We start from the raw sequence: 26,058 nt of genomic DNA, 5'->3' as shown, positions 1-26,058 counted from the left end.
GTGAGGCTAGGATAAATAATGGTTTTAGACGCCCTAGAGTTACCCAGTGCCAAGCTGAATTTACTGCCGGCTAGTGACTTGTTTTCGGGGGCGGGTGACTTGCCGTTACTTGAATGTATTAGCCCTAAATGTACGGCGCTTATCGCTTTGCAGGGGGCGCAGGTTTTGTCCTTTTGTCCGGAGGGTGAAAACGACCTTCTGTGGCTGAGCCCGCTGGAATCTTTTGTGGCGGGCAAGGCTATTCGCGGCGGTATTCCGCTGTGCTTGCCGTGGTTTGGAGTGAATCGCCGCGAACCAGACTTAGCTAAACACGGCTTTGCGCGCCACCAGTCGTGGGTCTTGGAGAATGTGGCCGAGGCCGATGACGGTAATTTGGTGTTAAATTTTAGCTTCCAGCCAAGCGCGGCAGATTTGGCATTGTTCCCGTGGCCATTTTCAGCGCAACTTGAAGTGAGCTTGGGGGAATCCTTGCAGCTTAGTCTGACAATGAGTAACTCGGGCGTGGCAGCCATGCCGCTGAGCTTTGCAATGCACAGTTATTTTGCGGTGGCGGCATTGGATAAGTTGGCGCTCAAGGGCGTGTCTGGTGCGGAATATCTTGATAATTGTCGTCAGCTCGCGCGTTTTCAACAAGATGAGGCGCTGCGTTTTAATGTGGAAATAGATCGAGTATACGAAGGTTTAGGCGGTGAACAGCAGCTTTGTGACACCGCGCGAACAATGACGGTGACCGGCAGTGGCTGTGATACGGTGGTGGTGTGGAACCCAGGCGAGGCGCTAGCCAAGAATATGGCCGATGTTGGCGAGCACTTCTCTGAATACCTCTGTGTGGAGCGGGGTATGGCTTTTGCAGATGAGTTGCAGCTAGCCCCTGGTCAACAGCATGTTGCGATAATGACGGTGGCGAAGGCATGTTGATGCTATGCTTTAAGCAGAGTGTTTTGGGTGGTTTGTCTTAGTCATGGACCAAAATTCCGGCCCGTTAAAGGCCTCTAATTCACATAAAAATAATTCTGTTCAGTTTCAGTTAATCTCAACTAGGTATCATTACGTACACAATTTGATGAATGCCGCATCTACATTGGTATTTGCGGTTGGCAGTAATTTATGAGGGGAAAATTATGCGTTTAGTTTTAATTATGACTGCGATGTTATCGTTAGTATTAGTGGGCTGTAGCAGCAGCGGAACAGTATATAAACCCGCTGAAGAGCGCGGCGCTTATGGTTATACGGAAACAGAGTTAGGCAGTGATCGCTACCGAGTAACTTTTACCGGCAATAGCCGGACCGATAAAGAAACCGTGAACGATTACGCCATGTTGCGTGCCGCGGAGCTAACCTTGCAGAGTGGCTATAACTGGTTCCACTTGGTTAATCGCGATACCGAAGGCAAAACCCGCACCACCGGTGGTATTTCAGCCATTAATGATTTTGGTGGCCACACTGCAGTTTATCAGCGCTGTGGTTTAGTGAGCTGCGACACCGTGGTAACACAAACGCCTTCACGGTTGAGTGGTGGCGTGTCAACGTCAACTACCCGCACCAACTACCAAGCATCGCTGGAAATTAAAATGGGTAAAAACCCTATGCCAGATGACGCTGAGGCCTATAATGCCCAAGAGTTGGCGTCTACTTTACGTCGCTGGATTGGTCAAAAGTCGAAGTAAGCATATCGCTTCATTTTGCTCCAACCGGGTGCTAGTCACCCGGTTTTTTTTGTGAGGTCACAAGGTGTTGGCAGAGCGCAGTAATCATCAGTCTGAACAGGAAGTAGTGGTGGTCTTGGGGGCGAGCCCAAAACCTGAGCGCTATTCGTTTAAGGCAGTGAAATTGTTGGCGGAATACGGGCATCGAGTGTTGCCGGTGAATCCCTATCACCACGAAGTGGCAGGGATTACCTGCGTAGCGGGGCTTGATCAGCTCAATGAAAAAGTCGATACAGTGAGTGTGTATGTACGCGCCAATTTACTGGAAAAGGACCTTGCCCAGCTCATTGCGCTGGCGCCTAGGCGGGTCATTTTTAATCCCGGCACTGAGTCAGATGAAATGATGGCGGCCTTGGCGGAGGTGGGAATTGCTTGCGAAGAGGCCTGCACTTTGGTTTTGTTGCGCACCGGCCAGTATTGAATCTGCGGGCGCGAGTAAGTTTGATGCACAAAAAAGGGGAGCCAAGTGGCTCCCCTTTTTTGTGGTATAGCGTTTACTTAAACAAACTGCATTAGTGCGACCATGGCCACCGCAAGCGCGATACTGCAATGCACAACGCCTTTCACGGTTGTCATTGGGCCGGTCTTGCCGAACAGAGCATTAAGCTGAATTACAGCGATTAAACCGATGCAAATCCACAGGCCTAAGCTGATATCGACGCCGCTTTTACTTACCGCGGTCGTACCCGCAGCGCCAGTGCCGTGGAAAGAGCCGAGCATGCCAATGAGCATTGGCGCAGAGAATAAGGTGTTAGTGCGTGACGCTAGGCCAGCTTTAGGCGCTGCTTTAGCGGCGTCGCCAGGTGTAATGCCACACACAATTTTCTGGTTAGGCCAAATAATCAGCCATACGTTAAGGAACATCAGGGTGCCCATTAGCGCGCCAATAATAATGTAGCCATTCAGGCCGCGGGTCATGGTGAAGTGCAATAAACCTAGGCCAGTTAGGAAGGTAAACATTGCGCCCCAGCGAAACCACCACAGCGCACGGGGGGCGAGTTTTTTAACGGCATCGGCTTTGGCGGCAGGCTCGGCTTCTTTAAAGTACTCGGTTTGTATAAAATTGAAATAGTAGAGTAGGCCAATCCAGGTGACACCGAATAAAACGTGCAGCCAGCGTAATAGCAGATCTGGTGAGATAAATGCTTCCATTAAAGAACCCTCGTATGGCATTTGTTGTGAACTATTTTTTTGGATGGTCGCAGCTTTGTTGCCTCTGTAGCAATCAGAAGCTGCGCTGTATGAGCGTAAAACCGCTAAAGTATAGCAAAGCCGCTGAACTTGGGTAGCAATTGCTGCTCAAATGGCCGGCGCGATGCTTTATGCCCTGCCGCGTCAGTGTCATAATGATTTTTTCTGCCCCTAATTAGAGTGAGTTATTAAGCGTGAGTACGGAAAGACAAGAACCTAAAATTTCACTCTCTATTGACGAGGACGATATCGTCCGTCCTGCGGCGTCCAAAAAGCCCCAAGCAGCGGTTGCACCGCCTCCAGTGGCGAACAGCGGCGGTGGTGGTTTTGTTATGTTTATGCTGACGGTGTTGATTTTGGCGTTGGCGGCGGTTTCTTATTACCTCTTTGATCAATTGACCGCTACGCAGCAGCAGTTGCAGCTAGGCCAAGGTCGTATTGATTTACTTGAGCAGCGCTTGTCGGTTGCCGATGAGAGTATTACTGAAAGCAGTGTCAGCACTCAGGTTAAGCTCAAGGAGTTAGACGTTGAAGTGCGCAAGCTGTGGGACAATGTTTGGAAGAAACAAAAAGAAGAGCTAGCCCAGCACGATGTGAGTTTGGCAAAGCAAAAGGCAGATTTAGACAAAGCTGAGAAGCGTATCGCCGCGCTGGAAACCAAATTGCGGACCAGCGATGAGCAAGTTGCCAAAATTGCGAAGTCGTATAATTCTGAGCGTGAATCACTGACTTCCATGGCCGGTAAGCTGGATCGCGTGATTGCTCAGGCAGAAGTAAATCGCAAGCAATTATTGGACATGGGTAAGCAAGTGGCCTCTGGTGGTGCCTTGGATGCACGGGTTAAGGATATTGAGCGCCGCGTTACTCAAAATGACGAGTGGCTGGATTCGATTAATGCCTTCCGCAAGCAGGTTAATCGCGATATTGAGTCGATGCGCCAGACTATGTCCCAATACCACTCGGGCAGCCCAGCGCCTCGGTGAGGGTTTTTTGCTAGGTAGCTAAGTATTAGATGGCCGTGGTGTATACACCACGGCCATCTAGCTAGTGTATACTCTGCCGCCATTCTGGCCGCTGTCGCCATCATTTCAGGAGTCCTCCGATGACCGTAATCCGTCAAGACGATCTCATTCAGAGTGTGGCCGACGCGCTGCAATATATCTCTTACTACCACCCCGTTGATTTTATCCGCGCTATGGATGAAGCCTATCAGCGTGAAGAAAACCCTGCTGCCAAAGACGCCATGGCGCAGATTCTGATCAACTCGCGGATGTGTGCCGAGGGCAAACGCCCGATTTGCCAAGACACCGGTATTGTTACCGTCTTCTTAACGGTGGGCATGAACGTGCAGTGGGAAGGTACTATGGGCGTTAGCGACATGGTTAATGAAGGTGTGCGCCGCGCTTATAATCTGCCAGACAACGTTTTACGCGCCTCTATCCTTGACGATCCCGACGGTGCTCGCAGCAATACCAAAGACAATACCCCCGCGGTTATTCACTACCAAATCGTGCCTGGCGACACCGTAGAAGTACACGTTGCGGCCAAGGGCGGCGGTTCCGAAGCCAAATCAAAATTTGCCATGCTCAACCCTTCAGACTCAGTGGTAGATTGGGTATTGAAGATGGTGCCGACCATGGGCGCGGGCTGGTGCCCGCCGGGCATGCTGGGTATCGGTATTGGCGGCACTGCTGAAAAAGCGATGATTATCGCCAAAGAAGCGCTGCTCGACCCAATTGATATTCACGATTTGCAGAAGCGCGGCGCCAGCAATCGCGCTGAAGAACTTCGTTTAGAGCTGTTTGATAAAGTAAATAAGCTTGGTATTGGCGCTCAGGGTCTGGGTGGCTTAACTACGGTTCTTGATGTGAAGGTAAAAGACTTCCCAACTCACGCCGCCAATAAAGCCGTGGCAATGATTCCTAACTGCGCGGCGACTCGCCACGCCCACTTTACCTTAGACGGTAGCGGCCCAGCGGCGCTTACCCCACCATCATTGGATGAATGGCCAGAAGTAACCCGCGAAGCAGGCGATGCCAAGCGTGTTAATTTAGACACCGTTACCCAAGAGGAAATGGCCACTTGGAAGCCAGGCGACACCATTCTACTCAGCGGAAAAATGCTGACGGGTCGCGATGCTGCCCACAAGAAAATGGTCGATATGCTGGCCAAGGGCGAAGAGCTTCCCGTAGACCTGAAAGGTCGCTTTATCTATTACGTTGGCCCCGTTGACCCAGTGCGTGACGAAGTTGTTGGCCCCGCAGGCCCAACCACCGCGACGCGTATGGATAAATTCACCCGCACCATGCTCGCCGAAACCGGCTTAATGGGCATGATCGGTAAATCCGAGCGCGGCGATGTGGCCATCGACGCCATCAAGGAATTTGGTGCTACCTACCTAATGGCGGTTGGCGGCGCGGCGTATTTGGTTGCCCAGGCGATTAAAAAATCCGAAGTAGTTGGTTTCCCAGAGCTCGGCATGGAAGCGATCTATGAGTTCACCATTGAAGACATGCCGGTTACCGTAGCGGTGGACGTGCGCGGTGAGTCGGTGCACAAGATCGGGCCACAGATTTGGAAGGCGAAGATTGAAGAGCAGGCGATAGAAGTAGTCTGACGTCGGGGGTCGGACGTCTGACGCAGAGCGAGAGATGCCTGCTTGGACGTCCGACGCCAGACATCCAACGTCCGACGAGTAAGCGCTTTTCGCGTATAGGAGCACACCTTGGCAAAACAAACTTTCTACTGGCACGATTACGAAACTTGGGGCGCTAATCCCGCTCGTGATCGGCCGGTGCAGTTTGCTGGGGTGCGCACCGACGCAGATTTGAATATTATCGACGAGCCCCTAATGGTGTTCAGTCGGCCCAGCCCAGATTACCTTCCCCATCCAGAGGCCTGTTTAATTACCGGCATAACGCCCCAGCAGGCGCTGCATGATGGTGTGTCTGAGGCAGAGTTTATCGCTATTATTCACGCCGAGCTGGCGCAGCCAGGCACCTGCGGCGTGGGATATAACAGTATTCGCTTCGACGACGAAGTCACTCGCTACACCTTATACCGCAATTTTTTCGATCCCTATGCGCGGGAGTGGCAAAACGGCAATTCGCGCTGGGACCTGATTGATGTGGCGCGCTTGTGCAGAGCGCTGCGCCCAGACGGCATCGAGTGGCCAGTGCGGGAAGACGGCACCCCGAGCTTTCGGCTTGAAGAATTGTCGGCGGCCAATGGCCTAAGCCATGAATCCGCGCACGACGCCTTGTCAGATGTGTACGCCACCATCGATCTTGCTAAATTGCTCAAACAGCGCCAGCCAAAATTATTTGATTACGCTCTGGGTTTGCGCGATAAGCGCACGGTCGCGGCGATGTTAGACACCGTTACCCAAGTGCCGGTGTTGCATGTGTCGGGTCGCCTGCCGGCGGCTAAGTTTTGCTCAGCGCTAATGATGCCCTTGGCTCTGCACCCCGATAACAAAAACAGCGTAATTGTCTACGATCTGAGTGTTGATCCACAGCCGCTAATTGATTTGTCGGTAGAAGAAATTTCGGCGCGGGTATTCAGTGCCACCGCCGATTTGCCCGAGGGCGCAGAGCGTATCCCCCTCAAAGAGATTCATATCAACCGCGCCCCCATTGTCGTGACCGCGAAGTTGCTGGACGACACCGTGTGCGAGCGCTTACAGCTCGACATGGCTCAGTGTCGTCGCAATTGGCAGCGTATTCGTAAAAGCGGTGATCTCAAAGCCAAGCTACAAAAGCTGTTTGGTGGTCGCAAGTTTGCCGACAGTAATGACCCCGATGTGATGCTCTACGGCGGCGGATTTTTCAGTGGCGAAGATCGCCACTTGATGGATTCGGTGCGCAGCAGTGATCCTGAGTCTTTGGCGGGGCAGTCGTTTCCCTTTCGGGATCAGCGCTTGCCGGAACTGCTGTGGCGTTACCGCGCGCGCAATTACCCCATGACCTTGACTGGCGCCGAACGTCAGCAGTGGCTGGAGTTTTGTCGCCGTCGCCTGCGTCAACCAGAAGACGGCCAACTGGGGTTTGTTGAGTTTCGCCGTCGCCTCGGCGAACTGGCTTTAGAGCGCACTTCCTCGGCCGATAGCATGATTCTCGCTGAGCTGAGTGACTACGCCGACGCGCTGGAACACGAAGGTTTGTGAGTTCCTCCCCGTGGTGGGTGTATATGGTGCGCAGTCGCAGCGGTAAGCTGTATACCGGCATTAGCACCGATCCTGAGCGTCGCTTTCGTGAACATTGCGGCGAGGGTGGCCGCGGCGCGCGGTTCTTTCGCGGTGATCCCGCCGAGGCGATTGTCTACCGCGAGGCCGTTGAAAATCGCTCTGTGGCATCTCAGCGCGAGGCGGCAATCAAAAAAATGAAGCGCTGCGCTAAAGACAGCCTGATTAATGAAGCAAACGCCGCTTTCCCGTCAGCTTGATACAAGCGATAATGCCCGCCGATAAACAGGGGAAGGTGATGGCAGTTAGCGGTCCGGAACGAGAAAAAAGCACGAACGTCGGCGTATTAAAGGCCATGATGCAGTTTTTGCGGCCCTACTACTGGCAAATGATTGGCGCCAGTATCGCTCTTGTGTGTACCGCCGCGATTACCTTGTCTATCGGTCAGGGTTTGCGGATGTTAGTCGATCAGGGCTTCTCAAGTAATGCTACCGAAGCGGCGCTGAACGATGCGCTACTGCTGTTTATGGCGATGATTTTGCTGCTTGCCGCAGGCACATTTACTCGCTTTTATTTGGTGTCGTGGATTGGTGAGCGGGTTAGCGCCGATTTACGTAAAGCTGTTTTTGCCCATGTGGTACACCTGCATCCCGGTTACTTTGAAACCAATCTCAGCGGCGAAATTCAGTCTCGCATCACCACCGACACCACCTTGCTGCAAACCGTTATCGGTTCATCGGTATCCATCGCGCTGCGCAATTTGCTGATGTTTATTGGCGGAGTGATTTGGTTGTTTGTGACCAATCCTAAGTTAACGGCCCTCGTTATGCTCAGCGTGCCCTTGGTGGTGGTGCCCATTATTGTATTTGGTCGCCGCGTGCGCAGCTTGTCGCGTACCAGCCAAGATAAAATCGCAGGGGTAGGCACCTTTGTTGGTGAGTCGGTTAAAAATATTAAGATGGTGCAGGCGTTTAACCACCAAGAGCTTGATCGCAAGGCCTTTGATGGCCATGTTGAATCGGCGTTTCAAGTGGCTATTGGTCGCATTAAGCAGCGCTCATGGTTGACCACTTTTGTTATTACCTTGGTGCTGGGGGCGGTCACCGGTATGTTGTGGGTTGGCGGCCTAGACGTATTGGCGGGTAAAATTACTGGCGGTGAATTAGCGGCCTTTATTTTTTATGCGGTGATGGTCGCGGCATCGGTGGGTGCGATATCCGAGGTCTATGGCGATTTGCAGCGTGCGGCCGGCGCTACTGAGCGGCTGCTAGAATTGCTCGCTGCTGAAAACCTCGTGCCCTCATCAAATACCCCTGTGCCATTGCCAGCCGAGCCCAAAGGGCATTTGGAATTTGAGCAAGTTTGTTTTAGTTACCCGTCGCGCCCAGAGCAGCGGGCGATAGCCGATCTTTCTTTAGATATTAAGCCTGGTAGCAGTGTTGCCTTGGTGGGCAGCTCGGGTGCGGGTAAATCGACCTTGGTTGATTTGGTGCTGCGCTTTTACGATGTGCAGGGCGGCGCGATTCGCTTTGACGGCATCGATATTCGGGATTTGAGTTTAGACGATTTGCGTTCGCAAATTGCGATTGTGCCCCAGCAGCCGGTTTTGTTTACCGGTACCGTTGCCGATAATATTCGCTACGGTAAACCCGATGCAACGCTGGCCGAAATTGAAGAAGCAGCGCGCAAGGCCTACGCCCATGAATTTATTGAGCGTCTGAGCGAGGGTTACGACAGCTTTGTGGGCGAGGGTGGAATTCGCTTGTCTGGCGGCCAGCGCCAGCGGGTGGCGATTGCCCGCGCTATCTTGGCAGATCCAACTTTATTGCTACTCGACGAAGCGACTAGCGCGCTGGATGCGGAAAGCGAATACCAAGTGCAGCAAGCCCTAGCGCTGTTAATGAAAGGCCGCACTACCATTGTGATTGCCCACCGCCTTGCCACCGTGGTGGACGTGGATATTATTGCCGTGCTCGACCACGGTAAATTGGTGGATACCGGTAATCACGCCGAACTTTTACAAAGCTCGCCGCTCTACGCTAGGTGGGCGAGTTTACAGTTTGACGAAGGCAGCAGCAGTGCCGATGAATTGGCGACAGTGTAATTAACGCGGAGAGACCCTTTGAAATTTTCAGGTAGCCATATCCTCTCTATCAGTCAGTTTGACCGCTCCGATATTGAACGGGTGTTTGAAGTGGCCGATCGCATGGCGCCCTATGCGCACCGCCAGCGAGTGACCAAGGTGCTGGACGGCGCGATCCTTGGCAATATGTTTTTTGAACCCTCTACCCGAACGCGGGTGAGCTTTGGTTGCGCCTTTAATTTGCTGGGCGGCGAAGTGCGGGAAACCACCGGCTTTGAAACCTCGGCGATTGCCAAGGGCGAGTCGCTTTACGATACCGCGCGGGTATTAAGTGGTTACAGCGATGTGATTGTGATGCGCCACCCTGTATCTGGTTCGGTGGCGGAATTTGCCGCCGCGAGTCGGGTGCCGGTAATGAACGGCGGCGACGGCGCCAACGAGCACCCCAGTCAGGCCTTGCTAGACTTGTATACCATTCGCAAAGAATTACAGCATCAGGGCCGCAGTGATCTCGACGGTCTACGAATCGCCATGATCGGCGATTTAAAATACGGTCGCACCGTGCATTCACTGTGTAAATTGCTGTGCCTGTATCGCAATGTGACGGTGGTCTTAATTGCCCCGACTGAATTGCAAATGCCGCCGGCGATTGTTGAGCAGCTGCGCAGCGCCGGTCACACCGTGCTGGAGTCGGACGTGATGGAAGGCAGTATCTCCAAGGTCGATATTGCTTACTCTACGCGGATTCAGGAAGAGCGCTTTGCCGATCGCGCCGAGGCCGATCTGTATCGGGGCCGCTACCGCCTTAATCAGGCGATTTACACCCGCAACTGCGAACCCAATACCGTTATTATGCATCCGTTGCCTCGGGATTCGCGCTCAGAGGCCAATGAGCTCGACAACGACCTCAATGATAATCCGAATTTGGCGATTTTCCGGCAGGCAGATAATGGGGTATTGGTGCGTATGGCGCTGTTTGCCCTGATTTTAGATGTGGTAGAGCAAGTCGACAAAAACGCCAGAGACGTAAACTGGTATACCGAGCGTCGTTTTTAAGGGTGATGCAAATAGGCAATGGCTGATTTCAAACGCAGTGATATAGAAATAGATGAAGACCGCGCCGCTTGGCGCGGTTTTTTTCAAGTGCGGGCCTACCGCTTGCGTCACCGCTTGTATAAAGGCGGCTGGGGCCGCTGGCTGAGTCGCGAATTATTTATGCGCGGCCCCGCGGTGGGCTTGCTGCCTTACGATCCAGTCACCGACTGTATTTTACAGGTCGAGCAATTTCGGGTTGGCGCCATGAGCCGAGCGGCTAGTCCTTGGCTGCTGGAGTTAGTGGCGGGGATTATTGATAAGCCTGATGAAAATCCCGAAGACGTCGCCCGTCGCGAAGCCCTAGAAGAAGCCGGTTTAGACATTACCGACATGGAATCTATTGCCGAATACTATTCATCGCCCGGTGGCAGTGACGAGTATTTTTACTTGTTTTGCGGCCGCACAGATTTAAGCAACGCCGGTGGCTTTTATGGTTTGGCTGAGGAGGGCGAGGATATTCACGCCAAAGTGATTCCCTTTGCCGAGGCCATGGCCATGTTAGATGCCGGTCAGATCGACAATGCCCACAGCTTAATTGCCCTGCAATGGCTGCGTTTAAATCGCGAAGCGCTGCGCCAGCGGTGGTTGGCATGAGTGATGCCGCTGCACTAAAAGGCCCCGCTAAGCAGCGCGGTTTGCTGCGCTCAAGCTTGCTGGTTAGCGTGATGACCTTGTTGTCGCGGGTCTTGGGTTTAATTCGGGATGTGGTGATCGCCAACTTTCTCGGTGCCAGTAGCAATGCCGACTGCTTCTTTGTCGCCTTTAAAATCCCCAATTTTTTACGACGCCTGTTTGCCGAGGGCGCATTTTCTCAAGCCTTTGTGCCGGTCTTGTCGGAGTATCGAGAGAATGGCAGTACGGCGTCGATCAAGTTATTAATCGACCGCGTTGCTGGCGCCTTAGGCGGTGTTTTACTGATTGTTACCTCGGTGTGCGTGGTGGCTTCACCCCTGGTGGCAACATTGTTTGCGCCGGGCTTTAGGGATGACCCAGCCAAGTTCCAGCTCACCTCAGATATGATCCGCATCACCTTTCCCTATTTGTTTTTAATCTCTATGACTGGCTTTGCCGGCGGCATACTCAATACCTTTGGCCGCTATGCGGTGCCGGCGTTTACCCCCGTGCTGCTCAATATCTGCATGATTGTGGCAGCGGTGTATATGTCGCAATACTTTGCCGAACCGGCAATGGCGCTGGCTTGGGGTGTGTTGATGGCGGGCGCAGTCCAGATGGTGTTTCAGCTGCCCTTTTTGCAGCGTATTCAAATGCTGCCACGGCCGCGCTGGGCATGGCAGGACGAGGGCGTACAAAAAATAATCACCCTGATGATTCCCGCCTTGTTTGGCGTGTCTATTAGTCAAATCAATTTACTGCTCGACACCATACTGGCCTCGTTTTTACCCACTGGCAGTATCTCGTGGTTGTACTACTCAGACCGTTTGGTTGAGTTGCCGCTAGGGGTGTTCGCCATTGCTATCGCGACGGTGGTCTTACCTAATTTGTCGCGCCTGCGAGCTGGCGGCAATGAGCTGGCCTTTGGCGCAACCTTGGATTGGGGCTTGCGCAGTGTGCTGCTAATGGCGGTGCCGGCCACCGCGGCGCTGATGTTATTGGCTGAGCCTATTCTGACCACCCTGTTTCAATATGGCGAAATGAAGCTTAGCGACGTGACCATGTCGGCCTTGAGCCTGCGGGCTTACACCTTAGGCTTAATTCCCTTTATGTTGATCAAGGTTTTGGCGCCGGGCTTTTATGCGCGGCAAGACACCAAAACTCCGGTGCGGATTGGCATTATCGCCATGGTCGCCAACATGGTGATGAATATTGCGTTGGTAATACCTCTGCATCACTACTGGCAGATAGGCCATGCCGGGCTAGCCTTAGCTACTGTAGGCTCAGCGTGGCTTAACGCGGGGTTGTTATATCGCGGTCTCGGCAAAAAAGCGGGATTTAAAATCTTGCCTGGCTGGGGGCGCTACTGTCTGCAGTTGGGCTTAGCCGTGGCGGCCATGAGCGCTTGCCTCTGGTATGGTCTGCAGTGGTTTGATGGCTGGCAGCAGTGGGGCGCAATGCAGCGCGCGCTGCATTTGGGCGGCCTATGTGTGGCGGGCAGTGGCGCTTATATTGTGGTAATGCTTGTCTGCGGCTTACGCCTTAAAGACTTGCGCGGCTCGGCGCCCCATTAAATAGTGTTTCATTGATCGACTTCATGAATAGGAAGGCGGCGCGATTAGCGTAACACTGACGTTTAGTCCAGCCCCTTCCTAGGCTATAATCACCCGCTTTGTAAATTACAACGATGGTAGACATGGAGTTAATTCGCGGAATTAGACATTTTCGCCCCGAACATCGCGGCTGCGTAGCCACGATTGGTGCATTCGATGGTGTCCATTTGGGGCATCAGGCGGTGTTGCGCCAGTTAATTGCCAAGGGTGTGGAAATGGGCCTGCCGTCGACCGTGGTTTTGTTTGAGCCTCTGCCACGGGAGTTCTTTTCGCCAAATGATGCGCCCGCGCGCTTAATGAGCTTTCGGGAGAAGTTCGATGCCCTGCGGGATCTCGGAATAGACCGTGTATTGCGCATTCGCTTCACTCCTGAGTTTCGGGATATGACGGCCAACGAATTCATTCACACCCTGTTCGTTGCTGGCTTGGGCGTGAAATACATCGTAGTGGGCGACGATTTGCGCTTTGGCCGCAATCGCAGTGGTGATTTTGAGCTACTGCGCAAATTCGGCAAGGTTGACGGTTTTGAGGTGGTAGATACCTCTACCCTAAAAATTACCGATGAGCGGGTGAGCAGTACGCGTATTCGCGAAGTGCTGGCCGAGGCAGATTTTGTCCTAGCCGAGCGCTTGCTTGGTCGGCCATATAGTATTTTTGGCCGAGTGATGGTTGGTCAGCAACTGGGGCGCACTATTGGCACCCCGACCGCCAATGTCGAATTACATCGCCTGCGGGCCCCGCTTTCGGGTGTATTCGCAGTAGAGGTGTATGGCGCAGCAGATGGTATGTGTCCCGGCGTCGCCAATGTTGGCGTGCGACCAACCATTGGCGATTTATCCAAAGCCATTTTAGAAGTCCATTTGTTGAACTTTAGTCAGAATATATACGGCCGCAAAATTCGCGTGGTATTTCGCAAAAAATTGCGTGATGAAGCGAAGTTTGACGGACTAGATGCCCTGCAGGCACAAATTGCCGTTGATGTTGAACAGGCGCGATCCTTTTTTAATTTATAAACTTTTGGAATGTGTAAGAAGCCACTATGAGTGAATACAAGCACACCTTGAATCTGCCCGAGACCAGTTTTGCCATGAAAGCAAATTTGGCCCAACGTGAACCCAGTATGCTGAAACGCTGGCAGGAAGAGGACGTTTATCAGCAAATTCGCGACGCTCGCGTGGGGCGGCAGAAATTTGTACTTCACGACGGCCCTCCGTATGCCAATGGCGATATTCATATTGGTCACGCGGTAAATAAAATTCTCAAAGACATTATCGTTAAGTCGAAAACCCTCAGCGGTTTTGACGCGCCCTACGTGCCAGGTTGGGATTGCCACGGTCTGCCAATTGAGCTCAATGTTGAAAAGAAAGTAGGCAAGGCTGGCCATAAAGTAGATGCCGCTACGTTTCGCGAAAAATGCCGCGAATACGCCTATAAGCAGGTGAATGGTCAGCGTGAAGACTTTAAACGCCTAGGCGTGTTTGGCGACTGGGAAAAGCCCTATCTGACCATGGATTTTGGCTTTGAGGCCAATATCATTCGCGCTCTTGGCCAAATTGTCGACAACGGGCATTTGCACAAAGGCTTTAAGCCCGTGCACTGGTGCATGGACTGCGGCTCTGCACTGGCCGAAGCCGAAGTGGAATACAAAGACAAAACCTCACCAGCGATTGACGTCGCTTTTGCCGCGGTAGATCGCGCTGCGATGCTCGCGGCGGGCGGTTTGCCTGCGGACACCGAGGGCGAGTTAAATTTGGTCATTTGGACCACCACGCCGTGGACTATTCCCGCCAATATGGCGGTGAGTCTGCACCCCGAGCTGGATTATGTGTGGGTGTCATACACCCGCAACAGTGGCGAGACTATTGTCGTGCTCCTTGCCGATGCGCTGCACGAGTCTGCTATGGCGCGCTACGGCGTTGAAGACTTTACGGTTGTTGGGCGCTGCAAGGGCGCCGCGCTAGAAAATCTGCTGCTGCAACACCCGCTGTACAGCCGCCAGGTGCCGGTAATTCTCGGTGAGCATGTGACAACCGATGCCGGTACCGGCGCCGTTCACACCGCGCCTGCGCATGGTCAAGATGACTTTGTGGTGGGTAAGGCTTATGGCCTAGAAGTGTATAACCCTGTTGCCGCCAACGGCACCTTCTTACCAGACACCGAAATCTTTGCTGGTCAGCATGTGTTTAAGGCCAACGACAGTGTAATTGCCGCGCTAAGCGAACGCGGTCGTTTACTGCTGCATAAGCCTTTGGAGCACAGCTACCCCCATTGCTGGCGCCATAAAAGTCCGATTATTTTCCGCGCCACACCCCAGTGGTTTGTCAGCATGAGCCAAAACGGACTGCTGGATACCGCGATGAAGGAAGTTGACGCGGTAAATTGGATGCCCGGTTGGGGTCGTGCGCGCATTGAGTCCATGATGCAAGAGCGTCCAGACTGGTGCGTATCGCGTCAGCGTACTTGGGGCGCACCGATTGCTTTATTAGTTCACAAAGACACTGCCGAACTGCACCCCAATACGCCGGCGCTGATTGAAGAAATCGCTAAGCGCGTCGAGCAAGCCGGTATTCAAGCGTGGTTTGACCTTGACGTCAGCGAGCTATTGGGCGACGACGCCAGCGACTACGTTAAAGTGAGCGATACCTTAGATGTTTGGTTCGACTCTGGTGTTACTCATTACGCGGTCTTAGCGCAGCGCGATAATTTGCAGTTTCCTGCCGATCTTTATTTGGAGGGCTCGGATCAGCATCGCGGTTGGTTCCAGTCGTCTATGTTGACCTCGGTGGCGACGAATGGCTGCGCACCTTATAAAAGCGTGTTGACCCACGGGTTTGCGGTAGATGCTCAAGGCCGAAAAATGTCGAAGTCGGTCGGCAATGTGGTTGCGCCGCAAAAAGTCATGAATACCTTGGGCGCCGATATTTTACGCCTGTGGGTGGCGGCAACTGATTACCGCAACGAGATGACCGTCTCCGACGAAATTTTTAAACGCACCGCCGATTCTTATCGCCGTATTCGCAATACCGCGCGGTTCTTATTGGCCAATATGGCCGGCTTTGAGCCCCAAGAGCACGCGGTTGAACTTGGCGATATGCTGGCCATGGATCGCTGGATAATGCACCGCGCCGCCGAGCTGCAAGACGAGATTGTCGCGGCTTACGAGGCGTATCAATTCCATTTGATCTACCAGAAATTGCATAATTTCTGTGTGTTGGAGTTGGGCGGCTTTTATTTGGATATCATTAAAGATCGTCAGTACACCACCAAGGCCAATAGTTTGCCTCGGCGCTCGGCGCAAACCGCGATGTACCACATCGCGGAAGCGCTGACCCGCTGGATTGCACCGATATTAAGCTTTACTGCCGACGAGTTATGGGAGCATCTACCTGGCGAGCACAGTGGCACCGTGTTTGCGGCGGAGTGGTATCAAGGCTTGAGCCGTATGGACGCTGGTGCAGAAATGGACGGCGAATTCTGGGAAACCGTGCAGACCGTTAAATCAGCTGTCAACAAAGTGCTAGAAGGCGCCAAAAAAGAAGGTTTGGTGGGCGGCAGTTTGGCGACCGAAGTTACCTTGTTCTGCGACGAAGCCTTGCTAAACAATTTAATGAAGTTGGGCGATGAGCTGCGCTTCGTATTAATTAGCTCTGCGGCACGTTTAGCGCCGCTGTCCACCGCTAACGAAGCAGTGGCGACCGATGTTGAAGGCTTGCAGGTGCGAGTCGCTGCTAGCGAAGGTGAGAAATGCAGTCGCTGCTGGCATCACCGTGAAGAAGTCGGTCAGTCCTTGGCGCATCCTGAATTGTGCTTCCGCTGTATTGATAATGTCGATGGCAACGGCGAAGTGCGGTTCTATGCTTGAGTCTGGGGTCAGCTTTGAGCAGGCCGCGGAGCGGCGCAGCCGCGTGTTTTGGCTGTTAGTAGTCATTGCGGTTATTGCTGCCGATCAGGTCAGTAAATACTTTGCCAATACCATGCTGGGCTACGCTCAGCCGCACCCGGTACTGCCGGTTTTGGATATTACTCTGCACTATAATCGCGGTGCGGCGTTTAGCTTTTTGAGCGACGCGGGCGGTTGGCAGCGCTGGTTTTTTAGCGTTATTGCCCTTGCCGTGAGTGTTTATATTGCTGTTTGGTTGCAGCGCCTTAAACGTGAACAGTGGCTGTTGTCGCTGGCTCTGGCGCTGGTACTGGGTGGTGCACTGGGTAATTTATGGGACCGCATGTGGTATGGCTATGTTATCGATTTTATTTCGGTACATTGGGAACATCACTATTTTCCCACTTTTAATATTGCCGATGCGGGGATTAGCGTGGGCGCGGTACTACTCCTGCTAGATATGTTTTTAAATCCCGAAACTGAAAAATCATCCTGAGGGATGTGTGGATTCTACTGAATGACTGATATGCAAATTGCTCCCGGCACTGAAATTACCCTGCACTTCGCCCTAGGTATTATTGACGGCGATGAAGTGGATTCTACCTTTGGTGGTAAACCCGCGACCTTTAACTATGGCGATGGTAGTCTGCTGCCCGGTGTAGAGGCTAAATTGCTTGGCTTGAGTGCGGGTGCCAGTGAAACCTTTACCCTGGCGCCAGAAGATGCCTTTGGCCAGCGCAATCCGGCCAATATTCAGCGCTTTCCCCGTAGTCAGTTTGCGGCCGATATGGTGCTTGAGGAGGGTGTGGTGATTTCCTTCGCCGATGCCGCTAGAGCGGAATTGCCTGGCGTTGTGAGTGAGGTGAGCGATGAATCGGTTATGGTCGACTTTAACCACCCTTTGGCGGGTCGTAGCCTCGCCTTTCGAGTTGAAATTCTAAGTGTAAACGCGCAGGCTGAAGCGAGTTAAACGCAATTGATAAGCAGGTGATGTAGTGGCGGGCACAGAGAAAAACATGCCGATTATGATGGCTAATCCGCGGGGCTTTTGCGCTGGGGTTGATCGCGCCATTGAAATTGTGAATCGGGCCCTAGATGTATTCGGTGCGCCGATCTATGTGCGTCACGAGGTTGTTCATAATAAATTTGTGGTTGAAAACCTGCGTCAGCGCGGTGCGATTTTTGTCGACGAATTGGTTGAAGTGCCGGACGATAAGATCGTTATTTTTAGTGCTCACGGCGTCTCCCAGGCGGTGCGTAAAGAAGCCGAAACCCGCGGCTTAAAAGTATTTGATGCCACTTGCCCGCTAGTGACCAAGGTTCATATGGAAGTGGTTCACTTTAGCGGCGACGGTCGTGAGTGCGTACTGATCGGCCACAAGGGCCATCCCGAGGTTGAGGGTACCATGGGTCAGTATAGCGGTGCCCAAGGTGGCGATATTTATCTGGTTGAAGACGTTGAGCAGGCCCTAGCGCTGGAGGTGCAAAATCCTGAACGCCTGTCTTTTGTTACCCAGACCACTTTATCTATGGACGATACCGCGGCGGTAATCGATGCGCTGCGCAGTAAGTTCCCTAAGATTGAAGGTCCGCGCAAAGACGATATTTGCTACGCCACCCAAAACCGGCAAGATGCCGTGAAAACTTTGGCGGAGCAGGTGGATTTGGTTTTGGTTGTGGGCTCGCCGAATAGCTCTAATTCTAATCGGCTCCGCGAACTTGCCGAGCGTATTGGCTGCAAGGCCTATTTGATCGACAGCGAGAGCGATATTCGCACTGAGTGGCTGGCGGGTAATCCGCGTATCGGCATCACTGCTGGGGCGTCTGCGCCTGAAATTTTGGTGCATGCGGTAGTGCAGCGCCTGTGTGAACTGGGTGCGCAAGCGCCGGTGGAGTTATCTGGCCGGCCGGAAAATATTACTTTCTCGCTGCCTAAAGAGCTGCGCTTAGTTGAGGTTTCCTGAAGTTTCGCCGGTGCGGTTTAGGCCAAGTGTGATCACGGGCAGCTAGCGCTATTGATTTTTTCGAGCCGAAGTCGGCCGCCGATACTGATAACAATTTTGTATTGCTCGGTTATGCCGGTTTTGCACAGCCTTATTGTACCCACTTGAAAAGCACCGCTGGCGCTCTCTGCGCGGCCATTAGGTAAATACGATACGTAGTTTGCCACTTTTGAATTTCCGCTAATATAAACGCTGGGGTGATCTGCTGGCCGCGATAGGATAGTTTCGTTAGGCTCTCGCTGGCCGTTGCCATTGCTGTCTATAAAAAGCTCTACCCCTTGGTTCCATTCGCCATCTTGATTCCAAACGCTGATTCGATTTTGCTGAGTTATGGCTGTTGCGCGGGCGCTGGTGAGTATTCGCAGCACATCATTGGCTGCGCTGCGCAGCTGTTGTTGCTGAATAAGGGTGCTGAATGCGGGAATGGCAACGAGGCCCAAAATCGCGCTAATGGCGAGCCCCGTTAACAGTTCAATTAGGGTGACCCCTCGGTTATCCATTATGGATTCCTTTCCATAGTAGCTTACACTGGTAGTATTGGCGCTAATGCGTATTAGGCACTATATTTAGAGAGATATATGCGCTTTTGCTCACTTCCTATGAGCGGGATCGCATTGCTATTAATTTACGTATTGCACGTTTAAAGTCAAGGTCGACAAGGGATTGAGGATGTTAGGTCACAAAAAGTCAGTTTTTGGGTATACGTTAATTGAACTGATGGTGACTGTTGCGGTTGTGGCCGTACTGGCAACAGTGGCGATACCTAATTTTAGCTCGTTTATTAGTAAGTCCCGCGAGCGGGCTGACGTGCAGTCGATGTTGAAGGCTTTGGTGGCCGCTCGCTCCGAGGCTGTGGTGCGCGCGCGTCCAGTAACATTAACCGCGAATGCTGGGGATTGGGCTAAAGGTTGGCGCAGCTGGGTCGATATTAATGACAACGGCAGTTACGATGCGGGAGAGGCATTTAAAGAGACCTCCGCCATTAAAACCAGTGCGGTAATCACAGCCAAAATTGGCACCACCGCAGTGACGAGTGTGACCTTTGATAATCAAGGTTTTATTAAGGATTCTAAAGCAGTGGTGTTGAGTTACCGTAGTTCACCTGAAAAATGCAGTCATGATCGCGATATTAATATCACTGCGAGCGGTCAGGTGACTATTTCCGATCGGGTATGCCCATGAGTCGGAATTCTGAGCGCGGGGTCTCCCTGATCGAGGTGTTAATCGCAGTGCTTATTACGGCAACCGGCGTGTTGGGCGCTGCGGCACTGCAATTAAACTCGGTGAAGTTTAATCAAATGGCAAATGTACGCTCGGCAGCGGTATTTTTGTCAAATGACATTACCGATCGTATGCGAGCAAATCGGGTTTTGGCCCTCGCTGGACGTTACGACATAGCGATAGATGATGATGCGCCGGAGGGTGACACTATAGTAGATATCGATTTACAAGAGTGGTTGGCCGAGTTGGCGTTGCGTTTACCTGGCGGCGACGGATCCATTGTGCGCGCAGGTAATGTTATTACCGTGACGGTACAGTGGGATGAGGGCCGTTTGAGTAAATCTAGAATTGCCGGTGACGGCGATATCCAGAGCTTTGTATTTGTGACGGAGTTCTGAGCATGAAGTTAATGCGTATGAAGTTAAATCCAATTAAACAAGCGGGCTTTGGGCTTGTGGAATTGATGATAGCAGTGACTCTCGGGATTCTGCTCAGCACCGCCGTTGTCCAAGTTTTTCTGGCCACTAGTACCAGCTCAAAAATGTTAGATTCCATGGCCCAAATTCAAGAGAACGCGCGCTTTGCTATGCGTTTTTTGTCCCGTGAAATTCGTATGGCCGGCTATATGGGCTGCAGTTCTATTGGCGCGGCGGGCTTTAATAATATTGCGCTGCCGGCAAGTACGGCTATTTTTACCCCAGGCACGGCCTTGGTCGGTGTTGATAATGTAACTGGCGGTGATGCCATGTCGGCAGTCGTGGGAACCGATAGGCTGACCATAAAGCGCGCATCAGATCAGTTCATTACCCTCACAGGAAATTTAGCTCCAAACAATGCCAATATCCAAGTTGAAGATAATTCAATTGGCTTTGTGAAAGAAGATTTTGTTATGGTCACCGATTGTTTAAATGGCGATATGTTTCGCATAACCAATACCCCTAAGAAAAAGGGTGAAGGCCAAACCACATTGGCCCATGCAAATGGTAGCAATTCAGATAATCGTCTAAGCAAAATTTATACTGGCGAGGCTGAGGTGTTTGGTTTTCAGGTCATTGATTTTTTTATTGCTGATACCGGTCGTAAAAGCTCCGCGGGCAATCCGATTAATGCTCTGTATTTTCAACAATTAACCTTAACCTCTGGCGGGGTGGCGACAGCGCCGACGGAGCTGGTGGAAGGTGTCGAAAATTTGCAGCTTAGTTACGGCGTAGACACCAATGCAGATCGCGCTGTTGATGTGTATCAAACCGGTGCGGAGGTTGCGGATTGGGCGACGGTGCTCAGTGTGCGTATTGAACTGATTATGTACGGTTCTGAAGACAATGTAGTAGGCAAAACAGGTAGCGTCAACGCGCAGCTGCTCAATGACGCCGATGGCGATTTAATTGCCAACAACGATGGCCGGCTGCGCCAAGTTTTTACCAATGTATTTACCATCAGGAATAGATTGCAATGAGTGCCCTAATGCATATAACGATGCAAAGATGTGGGCATGCGCGCGCTTCGCAGCAAGGTGCAGCGCTGATTGTGAGTTTGGTGTTTATGCTGATCTTAACGATTATCAGTATCGCCTCTTTGCAAACCGCGACCTTGCAGGAGCGCATGGCGGGTAATATGAAAGAAAATACCATTGCCTTTCAGTCGGCCGAAGCTGCGCTGCGCACCGCAGAAGAAGTGTTGCGCAGCGGTATACTGCCCGGTTTTGACGGCACTGGAGGCTTTTACCAATCTTGTCCCGATCCGGGTGATACTCGCGATGCCTGTAAGTACCCAGCGTGGGCAGATTACGACTCAGTGGGCTGGTTAAGCCTGAACAACAAAATACCTGATGCGGCTAAACAGCCAGAATACATTATTCAGCAGATGAACCGCGCAGGGAATAAAAATGAAGTACTGGATGCCGATCGTCCAGTGTCACGAGACGGATTTTACCGAATTATTGCGCGTGGTTACGGTTTCAGTGATCGCAGTATGGTGGTGTTAACAACCACCTATAAACGCCAAGAATTGTAGGGTCGCGACCGGCCACTAATTAATTAAGAAGTTACGCAGGTGCGTAGGGGAAATATTATGAAACAGCAAAATGGCTTTACTATTGACGGGGCTAAAAGCTGGCGCAATACAGTAGGCTTATTTGCCCTTATGCTGTTGACGACGGCGGGGCTGGTGGCGCCAGTGTCTGCGCAAACTACTTGTGTCGCCACCGCAACCTCCGGTGATTATATTGGTAAAAATAATAGTAACGACAGTTACGTTTACTCGAGCTTGTCGAGTATCGACAGAGTAGTAAGTTATGTTTTGAAAACTGGCAATGCCACGGGCTGCCCCAGCGCTGCGTTTCGTACTAGCGGGAATATTTTAACGGTACTGAATGATAAGGATTATTCGTATACGTGTATTGCTACGGTAACAGTAGAGGGTAATAAGCTTGGCTGTACCGATCCGGTGTCTACGAGTTTAGAAGGTATTGCGCAAGCGCCATTGTTTTTGACCCAGGCCATTCCACCCAATGTAATGTATGTGTTGGATGACTCCGGCTCAATGCAGTTTGAATTAATGCCTGACGATATTATTGCCGGCAGTAGTCGTTATATATTCCCCCGCGCAAACGGTATTTATGGCGGCAGCGATTATTCAAATTATGTTCCTACTGTTGATGACAATGATGCCTACAATGCACGTTCTCGCTCCCCGCAAATTAATAGTTTGTATTACAACCCTGGATCTACCTATTACCCTTGGGTGAAATCGGATAACAGTAGCTTCCCAAATGCGAGTCCGACCTGTGCATTGCATAACCCTATGCGTACCACATTATTGCCTAGTGCAGCGTACTGCCGTAATTTGACGGTGGACAATAGTAATTACAATAGTAATTCTTGGTTGAGCTGTAAGAGTGATGGCAGCTGTACTTCGACTACAAGTACTAAAACATTTTGGCCCGCGACTTACTTTTGGTACAAAGGCAGTGGTAGCTATTGGAATTGGGCGAGTTACGAGCGGAAACAAATTAAGTTTGGCCAGACCTTTACCGGTCATGGTCGGGAAAAGCGTGACGACTGCGTGGCAGCTTCCCTGGGCGTGTGTACCTACGCTGAGGAGATTCAAAACTTTGCTAACTGGTATACCTATTATCGCTCGCGAGTATCTATGGCCAGAGCGGGATCTGGATTCGCTTTTGTTAGCCAGAGTAGCGGCTTACGGATTGGTTTTGGCAGTATAAATCAGGGTAGTACTTCGGTTGATGGCGTGAACTCAGAAGTTGTTGTCAAAGGCGTTCGTAAGTTTGCGGGCAGTGATCGCGAAGCGTTTTATGACGCGCTTTACGGTCGAGATATCCCCAGTGCGGGGACGCCTTTACGGCGCGCCATCGATGCGGTTGGCACATATTATAAACGTAGCGACAATCGAGGCCCTTGGGGCAATACCCCAGGTACGAACGACACCAGCACTCAACTATCTTGTCGCCGTAACTACACGGTATTGATGACCGACGGGTATTGGTCAGGTAGCTCCGTGTCAGGTGGGGGCGGCAATAATAACGACGGTACCGATAACCCAAGTCATGCCGGGCCAACTGGGCAGAGCTTCCAATACAAAGCTGTCTCACCGTTTAAAGACAGTCGAAGTGATACCCTCGCTGATGTCGCGATGTACTACTGGAAGAATGATTTACGTAGCGATATGCCGAATACCCTCGCCGAATCAAAGGATAATCCTGCTTTCTGGCAGCACATGGTGACATTTGGTGTTGGTTTGGGCGTTGCCGGTACAGTTGACCCAACGGCGGCATTTGCAGCTATTCAAACCGGCGCTGATATTGATTGGCCAAACCCAACTAGTGCCGATGCCCATAAAATTGATGATTTATTGCATGCCGGCGTGAATAGCCGCGGTGGCTTTTTTAGTGCGGCTGAACCTGCCAAGTTTGCTAATGATTTGTCTGGCGTGCTGGATACAATCTCTAGCCAAAGCAAATCTTCTGCGTCATCAATTGCGGCAAACTCTACCCGCTTAGATTCAGGCACCTTGGTATATCAGGCGAGCTTCAATAGCTTGGATTGGGCGGGCAGAATTGTTGCCTACAACCTAAATACCGACGGTAGCTTGAAAGGGATAGCATGGGATTCAAATACCAATAGCATTGCCAGTGCAGCGACCCGTAATATTATTGTGGGTTTAGGTGCGCCGGGAACGTTAGTGACATCGGCCATTAGTCTTACCGCGAGTAATTACGATGCCTTGTCCTTAAGTTTGCAGACCGCTCTGCTTACCGGTGGCTCGCTAACGACTGCGTTAGATCGGCTGGCGTGGTTGCGTGGAGATAAAAGTAAGGAGGGCGTCACCCTGCGTCAGCGTTCGACGCCGCTAGGTGACATCATTAATTCCGACCCGTATTTTGTCGACAATCTGGCAGACTATGGTTTTAGCGTACTAAGCGGCACGGAAGGTAGTACCTATAAAACGTTTTTGAGTGAGAAGAAAGCGCGGACGTCAATGATCTATGTTGGTGCTAACGATGGCATGCTCCATGGCTTCGATGCGCTGACGGGTAAAGAAAAGTTCGCATACTTGCCTGTTGCAAGCTTTCCAAAACTTGCCGCCTTAACTGACCCTGCTTATGTGCACAGCTATACCGTAGATGGCTCACCCAGAGCCAGCGACGCTTACATAAATGGTAAGTGGAGAACCGTATTGCTTGGTTCAATGGGGGCGGGTGGTAATTCAGTGTTTGCCATTGATGTTACCGATCCAGAATCATTAACTAAAAATAGCTTCTTATGGGAAAAAGCAACATCTTTGCTTGATACTGACAAGCTCGGTGTTGCGATGAGTGAGCCAGTAATCGCCCGTTTAGAGGCTGGTAATAAGTGGGTCGCCATCTTCGGAAATGGTTACGCCTCCGGTGACAATGTAAAACTCCTGGTCGTTGATCTGGCAACTGGCGCTGTATTAAAGGCAATTGATACTGGTGTTAGTGGGGTTGGTAATGGCTTGGGTACACCCGTTCCCGTTGACGTGGACAGTGACCGGATAACCGATTACGTCTACGCAGGCGACTTAAAGGGTAATTTGTGGAAGTTTGATTTTACGGGTAATAGCATCGCTACCTGGGATGTTGCCTTTAAAGATGGCAGCGTTCCAAAACCGTTATTCCAAGCAGTCGACAACGATGGTGTCGCGCAGCCGATCACCGTGCGGCCAACCGTGGGCTCGCATAAAGACAGCGGATATATGGTGTATTTTGGTACCGGTAAATATTTTGAGTACGCTGACGCTGTCGTTGGTAGCAGCCCGCAAATACAGGACTTTTACGGTATTCGGGATGTTGGCTCGCGAGTGCTGAACCGTGGTGATTTAATTACTCAAACAGTTGTTTTTGAAGGTGATGGTACCTTAACCGATGGTAGCTCGAGTGCATTTCCTGTGCGTTTGGTGAGTAATAACAGCCCAGACAGTGCGCCGGTATATGGCTGGCATTTGCGTTTACTGTCGCCAAGTGGGGTCGCGACGGGGGAGCGCGCGGTATCTAAACCGATACTTCGTAATGGTCGAATTATCTTTACCAGTATCATCCCTAATAGTGATGCTTGCGGCTATGGTGGTAAGAGCTGGTTGATGGAGTTAGATGCGAGTAATGGCGGCCGCTTAAATAGTCCTGCCCTAGATGTAAATGCTGACGGTAAGGTTGATGAACTAGATAAAATTTTGTTTGAAGGCGAGTATTACCCTATCAGTGGTCGCGGCAGTGACGAAATGATAAAAACGCCAGGTATTATTGGCGCGGGTGACTTGGAGTATAAATACACCTCAGGCAGCAGCGGCACCATCGGTGTGGTTACCGAGTCTGCGGGTGAAAGCGAGCTATTGGGACGTCAATCCTGGAGACAGTTTCAGTGAGGAGTAGATGCGTGCAAAGAGATTTGGGTTTTAGCTTGATTGAATTAATGGTGACAGTGGCGATTATTGGGATTCTTGCCTCGATCGCCTACCCCAGTTACCAAGAGCAAATTGCCAAGTCTCGGCGTAATGAGGCGACTAATGCCTTGTTTAGCAGTGCGCAGGCCCTAGAGCGCTTTTATTCGGCCAATGGTCGTTATACCACTGTCTCTGGTGGTACAACCCTGCCTGCGGTTATTGTCACCAAGGTGCCAGACAATGGCACTGCGTATTACACGATTGCGGCAACCGCTGCGGCGAATAATACATTTACCCTAAAGGCGACCCGCAGCGGCCCAATGGTTGGTGATGCTTGCGGTAACTTCACTTTGGACGAGACTGGTCAGTTGGCTTTGCTTGATAAGCCCTCGGGTTCGAGTAAAAGTGTTGCCGATTGCTGGCGGCGTTAGGTGATTTGTAGGTGGGCGTTGAATTAACCTGGGTTCTAACGACACAATTTAGCCATCTTGCCGGCCGCTGGTCGCTAAAAATCGACCAATTGTCGGAATTTAACTGACATTGCTCAGTACC

General features: G+C 51.7%; 24 protein-coding genes. 22 read left to right on the top strand and 2 right to left on the bottom strand.

Annotation, left to right across the window (positions count from 1 at the left end; genetic code table 11):
- Positions 1-18 precede the first annotated feature (18 nt).
- The 3 genes from AB4876_RS15885 to AB4876_RS15875 all read left to right on the top strand — a co-directional run bounded on the left by AB4876_RS15885 (position 19) and on the right by AB4876_RS15875 (position 2,127).
- A complete protein-coding gene (locus tag AB4876_RS15885) occupies positions 19-918 on the top strand; it encodes a D-hexose-6-phosphate mutarotase (RefSeq protein ID WP_368382733.1) in 900 nt (299 codons plus the stop codon).
- A gap of 203 nt (positions 919-1,121) precedes the next feature.
- On the top strand, positions 1,122-1,667 hold the full coding sequence (locus tag AB4876_RS15880) for a CC0125/CC1285 family lipoprotein (protein ID WP_368382732.1): 546 nt from the start codon (positions 1,122-1,124) through the stop codon (positions 1,665-1,667).
- Positions 1,668-1,734: 67 nt separating this feature from the next.
- Positions 1,735-2,127: a CoA-binding protein gene (locus AB4876_RS15875; protein WP_368382731.1), complete on the top strand. Its 393-nt coding sequence runs from the start codon at positions 1,735-1,737 to the stop codon at positions 2,125-2,127.
- A gap of 77 nt (positions 2,128-2,204) precedes the next feature.
- Here the strand turns inward: AB4876_RS15875 and AB4876_RS15870 are convergent, their stop codons facing one another.
- Positions 2,205-2,858, bottom strand: a complete 654-nt coding sequence (locus AB4876_RS15870) for a urate hydroxylase PuuD (protein WP_368382730.1) — start codon at positions 2,856-2,858, stop codon at positions 2,205-2,207.
- Between the two features lie 233 nt (positions 2,859-3,091).
- On the opposite strand from AB4876_RS15870, the gene AB4876_RS15865 reads away from it, so the two are divergent.
- The 13 genes from AB4876_RS15865 (at position 3,092) to ispH (ending at position 18,327) form a co-directional block, all read left to right on the top strand.
- Positions 3,092-3,880, top strand: a complete 789-nt coding sequence (locus AB4876_RS15865) for a hypothetical protein (protein ID WP_368382729.1) — start codon at positions 3,092-3,094, stop codon at positions 3,878-3,880.
- A gap of 119 nt (positions 3,881-3,999) precedes the next feature.
- On the top strand, positions 4,000-5,514 hold the full coding sequence (locus AB4876_RS15860; RefSeq protein ID WP_368382728.1) for a fumarate hydratase: 1,515 nt from the start codon (positions 4,000-4,002) through the stop codon (positions 5,512-5,514).
- A gap of 108 nt (positions 5,515-5,622) precedes the next feature.
- Positions 5,623-7,062 carry an exodeoxyribonuclease I gene (sbcB, locus tag AB4876_RS15855; RefSeq protein ID WP_368382727.1) on the top strand — a complete coding sequence of 480 codons (1,440 nt, stop codon included), beginning with the start codon at positions 5,623-5,625 and terminating at the stop codon, positions 7,060-7,062.
- Entirely contained in the window at positions 7,059-7,340 is a 282-nt protein-coding gene (locus AB4876_RS15850; protein ID WP_368382726.1) for a GIY-YIG nuclease family protein, read from the top strand. The genes sbcB and AB4876_RS15850 overlap by 4 nt, the downstream gene beginning before the upstream one ends.
- A 38-nt stretch (positions 7,341-7,378) precedes the next feature.
- Positions 7,379-9,184, top strand: coding sequence for an ABC transporter transmembrane domain-containing protein (locus AB4876_RS15845; RefSeq protein ID WP_368382725.1), 1,806 nt, complete (start codon positions 7,379-7,381; stop codon positions 9,182-9,184).
- 18 nt (positions 9,185-9,202) lie between these two features.
- Positions 9,203-10,219 carry an aspartate carbamoyltransferase gene (locus AB4876_RS15840; RefSeq protein ID WP_368382724.1) on the top strand — a complete coding sequence of 339 codons (1,017 nt, stop codon included), beginning with the start codon at positions 9,203-9,205 and terminating at the stop codon, positions 10,217-10,219.
- Positions 10,220-10,237: 18 nt separating this feature from the next.
- Positions 10,238-10,852, top strand: a complete 615-nt coding sequence (locus tag AB4876_RS15835) for an NUDIX domain-containing protein (RefSeq protein ID WP_368382723.1) — start codon at positions 10,238-10,240, stop codon at positions 10,850-10,852.
- Positions 10,849-12,444, top strand: coding sequence for a murein biosynthesis integral membrane protein MurJ (gene murJ / locus AB4876_RS15830; protein ID WP_368382722.1), 1,596 nt, complete (start codon positions 10,849-10,851; stop codon positions 12,442-12,444). The genes AB4876_RS15835 and murJ overlap by 4 nt, the downstream gene beginning before the upstream one ends.
- 122 nt (positions 12,445-12,566) lie before the next feature.
- On the top strand, positions 12,567-13,496 hold the full coding sequence (gene ribF, locus AB4876_RS15825) for a bifunctional riboflavin kinase/FAD synthetase (RefSeq protein WP_368382721.1): 930 nt from the start codon (positions 12,567-12,569) through the stop codon (positions 13,494-13,496).
- A gap of 26 nt (positions 13,497-13,522) precedes the next feature.
- The gene (gene ileS, locus AB4876_RS15820; RefSeq protein WP_368382720.1) at positions 13,523-16,345 is read left to right on the top strand and encodes an isoleucine--tRNA ligase; all 2,823 of its coding nucleotides are present in this window, start codon (positions 13,523-13,525) and stop codon (positions 16,343-16,345) included.
- A complete protein-coding gene (gene lspA / locus AB4876_RS15815; protein WP_438273420.1) occupies positions 16,338-16,859 on the top strand; it encodes a signal peptidase II in 522 nt (173 codons plus the stop codon). Before ileS ends, lspA begins: the two co-directional genes overlap by 8 nt.
- Before the next feature lie 21 nt (positions 16,860-16,880).
- Positions 16,881-17,333, top strand: coding sequence for an FKBP-type peptidyl-prolyl cis-trans isomerase (fkpB, locus tag AB4876_RS15810; RefSeq protein ID WP_368382718.1), 453 nt, complete (start codon positions 16,881-16,883; stop codon positions 17,331-17,333).
- Positions 17,334-17,379: 46 nt separating this feature from the next.
- Complete coding sequence (ispH, locus tag AB4876_RS15805; protein ID WP_368382763.1) at positions 17,380-18,327, top strand: 4-hydroxy-3-methylbut-2-enyl diphosphate reductase; 948 nt, start codon at positions 17,380-17,382, stop codon at positions 18,325-18,327.
- 32 nt (positions 18,328-18,359) lie between these two features.
- Here ispH and AB4876_RS15800 read toward each other — a convergent pair whose 3' ends face one another.
- Positions 18,360-18,866: a GspH/FimT family pseudopilin gene (locus tag AB4876_RS15800; RefSeq protein ID WP_368382717.1), complete on the bottom strand. Its 507-nt coding sequence runs from the start codon at positions 18,864-18,866 to the stop codon at positions 18,360-18,362.
- 169 nt (positions 18,867-19,035) lie between these two features.
- Between AB4876_RS15800 and AB4876_RS15795 the strand changes: the two genes are divergently transcribed.
- Genes AB4876_RS15795 through AB4876_RS15770 form a run of 6 tightly spaced genes read left to right on the top strand, consistent with a single transcriptional unit; the run spans position 19,036 to position 25,937 of the window.
- On the top strand, positions 19,036-19,548 hold the full coding sequence (locus tag AB4876_RS15795) for a GspH/FimT family pseudopilin (RefSeq protein WP_368382716.1): 513 nt from the start codon (positions 19,036-19,038) through the stop codon (positions 19,546-19,548).
- Positions 19,545-19,985: a type IV pilus modification protein PilV gene (pilV, locus tag AB4876_RS15790; RefSeq protein WP_368382715.1), complete on the top strand. Its 441-nt coding sequence runs from the start codon at positions 19,545-19,547 to the stop codon at positions 19,983-19,985. Before AB4876_RS15795 ends, pilV begins: the two co-directional genes overlap by 4 nt.
- Positions 19,986-19,987: 2 nt before the next feature.
- Positions 19,988-21,043 carry a PilW family protein gene (locus AB4876_RS15785; RefSeq protein WP_368382714.1) on the top strand — a complete coding sequence of 352 codons (1,056 nt, stop codon included), beginning with the start codon at positions 19,988-19,990 and terminating at the stop codon, positions 21,041-21,043.
- On the top strand, positions 21,040-21,600 hold the full coding sequence (locus AB4876_RS15780; RefSeq protein WP_368382713.1) for a pilus assembly PilX family protein: 561 nt from the start codon (positions 21,040-21,042) through the stop codon (positions 21,598-21,600). The genes AB4876_RS15785 and AB4876_RS15780 overlap by 4 nt, the downstream gene beginning before the upstream one ends.
- 57 nt (positions 21,601-21,657) lie before the next feature.
- Complete coding sequence (locus AB4876_RS15775) at positions 21,658-25,488, top strand: pilus assembly protein (RefSeq protein ID WP_368382712.1); 3,831 nt, start codon at positions 21,658-21,660, stop codon at positions 25,486-25,488.
- 11 nt (positions 25,489-25,499) lie between these two features.
- Positions 25,500-25,937, top strand: a complete 438-nt coding sequence (locus AB4876_RS15770; protein WP_368382711.1) for a type IV pilin protein — start codon at positions 25,500-25,502, stop codon at positions 25,935-25,937.
- Positions 25,938-26,058 lie beyond the last annotated feature (121 nt).

The organism is Zhongshania guokunii, from assembly GCF_040892635.1.
Lineage (GTDB): Bacteria > Pseudomonadota > Gammaproteobacteria > Pseudomonadales > Spongiibacteraceae > Spongiibacter > Spongiibacter guokunii.
This window is presented reverse-complemented; position numbering and strand designations above follow the sequence as displayed.

Excerpts from the sequence above, each read along its gene's own strand:
- AB4876_RS15780 (WP_368382713.1), top strand. The coding sequence starts at position 21,040 with ATGAGTGCCCTAATGCATATAACGATGCAAAGATGTGGGCATGCGCGC.
- AB4876_RS15880 (WP_368382732.1), top strand. The coding sequence starts at position 1,122 with ATGCGTTTAGTTTTAATTATGACTGCGATGTTATCGTTAGTATTAGTG.
- AB4876_RS15885 (WP_368382733.1), top strand. The coding sequence starts at position 19 with ATGGTTTTAGACGCCCTAGAGTTACCCAGTGCCAAGCTGAATTTACTG.
- lspA (WP_438273420.1), top strand. The coding sequence starts at position 16,338 with ATGCTTGAGTCTGGGGTCAGCTTTGAGCAGGCCGCGGAGCGGCGCAGC.
- ribF (WP_368382721.1), top strand. The coding sequence starts at position 12,567 with ATGGAGTTAATTCGCGGAATTAGACATTTTCGCCCCGAACATCGCGGC.
- ispH (WP_368382763.1), top strand. The coding sequence starts at position 17,380 with ATGCCGATTATGATGGCTAATCCGCGGGGCTTTTGCGCTGGGGTTGAT.
- AB4876_RS15845 (WP_368382725.1), top strand. The coding sequence starts at position 7,379 with ATGGCAGTTAGCGGTCCGGAACGAGAAAAAAGCACGAACGTCGGCGTA.
- ileS (WP_368382720.1), top strand. The coding sequence starts at position 13,523 with ATGAGTGAATACAAGCACACCTTGAATCTGCCCGAGACCAGTTTTGCC.
- AB4876_RS15800 (WP_368382717.1), bottom strand. The coding sequence starts at position 18,866 with ATGGATAACCGAGGGGTCACCCTAATTGAACTGTTAACGGGGCTCGCC.
- AB4876_RS15785 (WP_368382714.1), top strand. The coding sequence starts at position 19,988 with ATGAAGTTAATGCGTATGAAGTTAAATCCAATTAAACAAGCGGGCTTT.
- pilV (WP_368382715.1), top strand. The coding sequence starts at position 19,545 with ATGAGTCGGAATTCTGAGCGCGGGGTCTCCCTGATCGAGGTGTTAATC.
- AB4876_RS15870 (WP_368382730.1), bottom strand. The coding sequence starts at position 2,858 with ATGGAAGCATTTATCTCACCAGATCTGCTATTACGCTGGCTGCACGTT.
- fkpB (WP_368382718.1), top strand. The coding sequence starts at position 16,881 with ATGACTGATATGCAAATTGCTCCCGGCACTGAAATTACCCTGCACTTC.
- AB4876_RS15795 (WP_368382716.1), top strand. The coding sequence starts at position 19,036 with ATGTTAGGTCACAAAAAGTCAGTTTTTGGGTATACGTTAATTGAACTG.
- AB4876_RS15860 (WP_368382728.1), top strand. The coding sequence starts at position 4,000 with ATGACCGTAATCCGTCAAGACGATCTCATTCAGAGTGTGGCCGACGCG.
- AB4876_RS15835 (WP_368382723.1), top strand. The coding sequence starts at position 10,238 with ATGGCTGATTTCAAACGCAGTGATATAGAAATAGATGAAGACCGCGCC.
- AB4876_RS15775 (WP_368382712.1), top strand. The coding sequence starts at position 21,658 with ATGAAACAGCAAAATGGCTTTACTATTGACGGGGCTAAAAGCTGGCGC.
- murJ (WP_368382722.1), top strand. The coding sequence starts at position 10,849 with ATGAGTGATGCCGCTGCACTAAAAGGCCCCGCTAAGCAGCGCGGTTTG.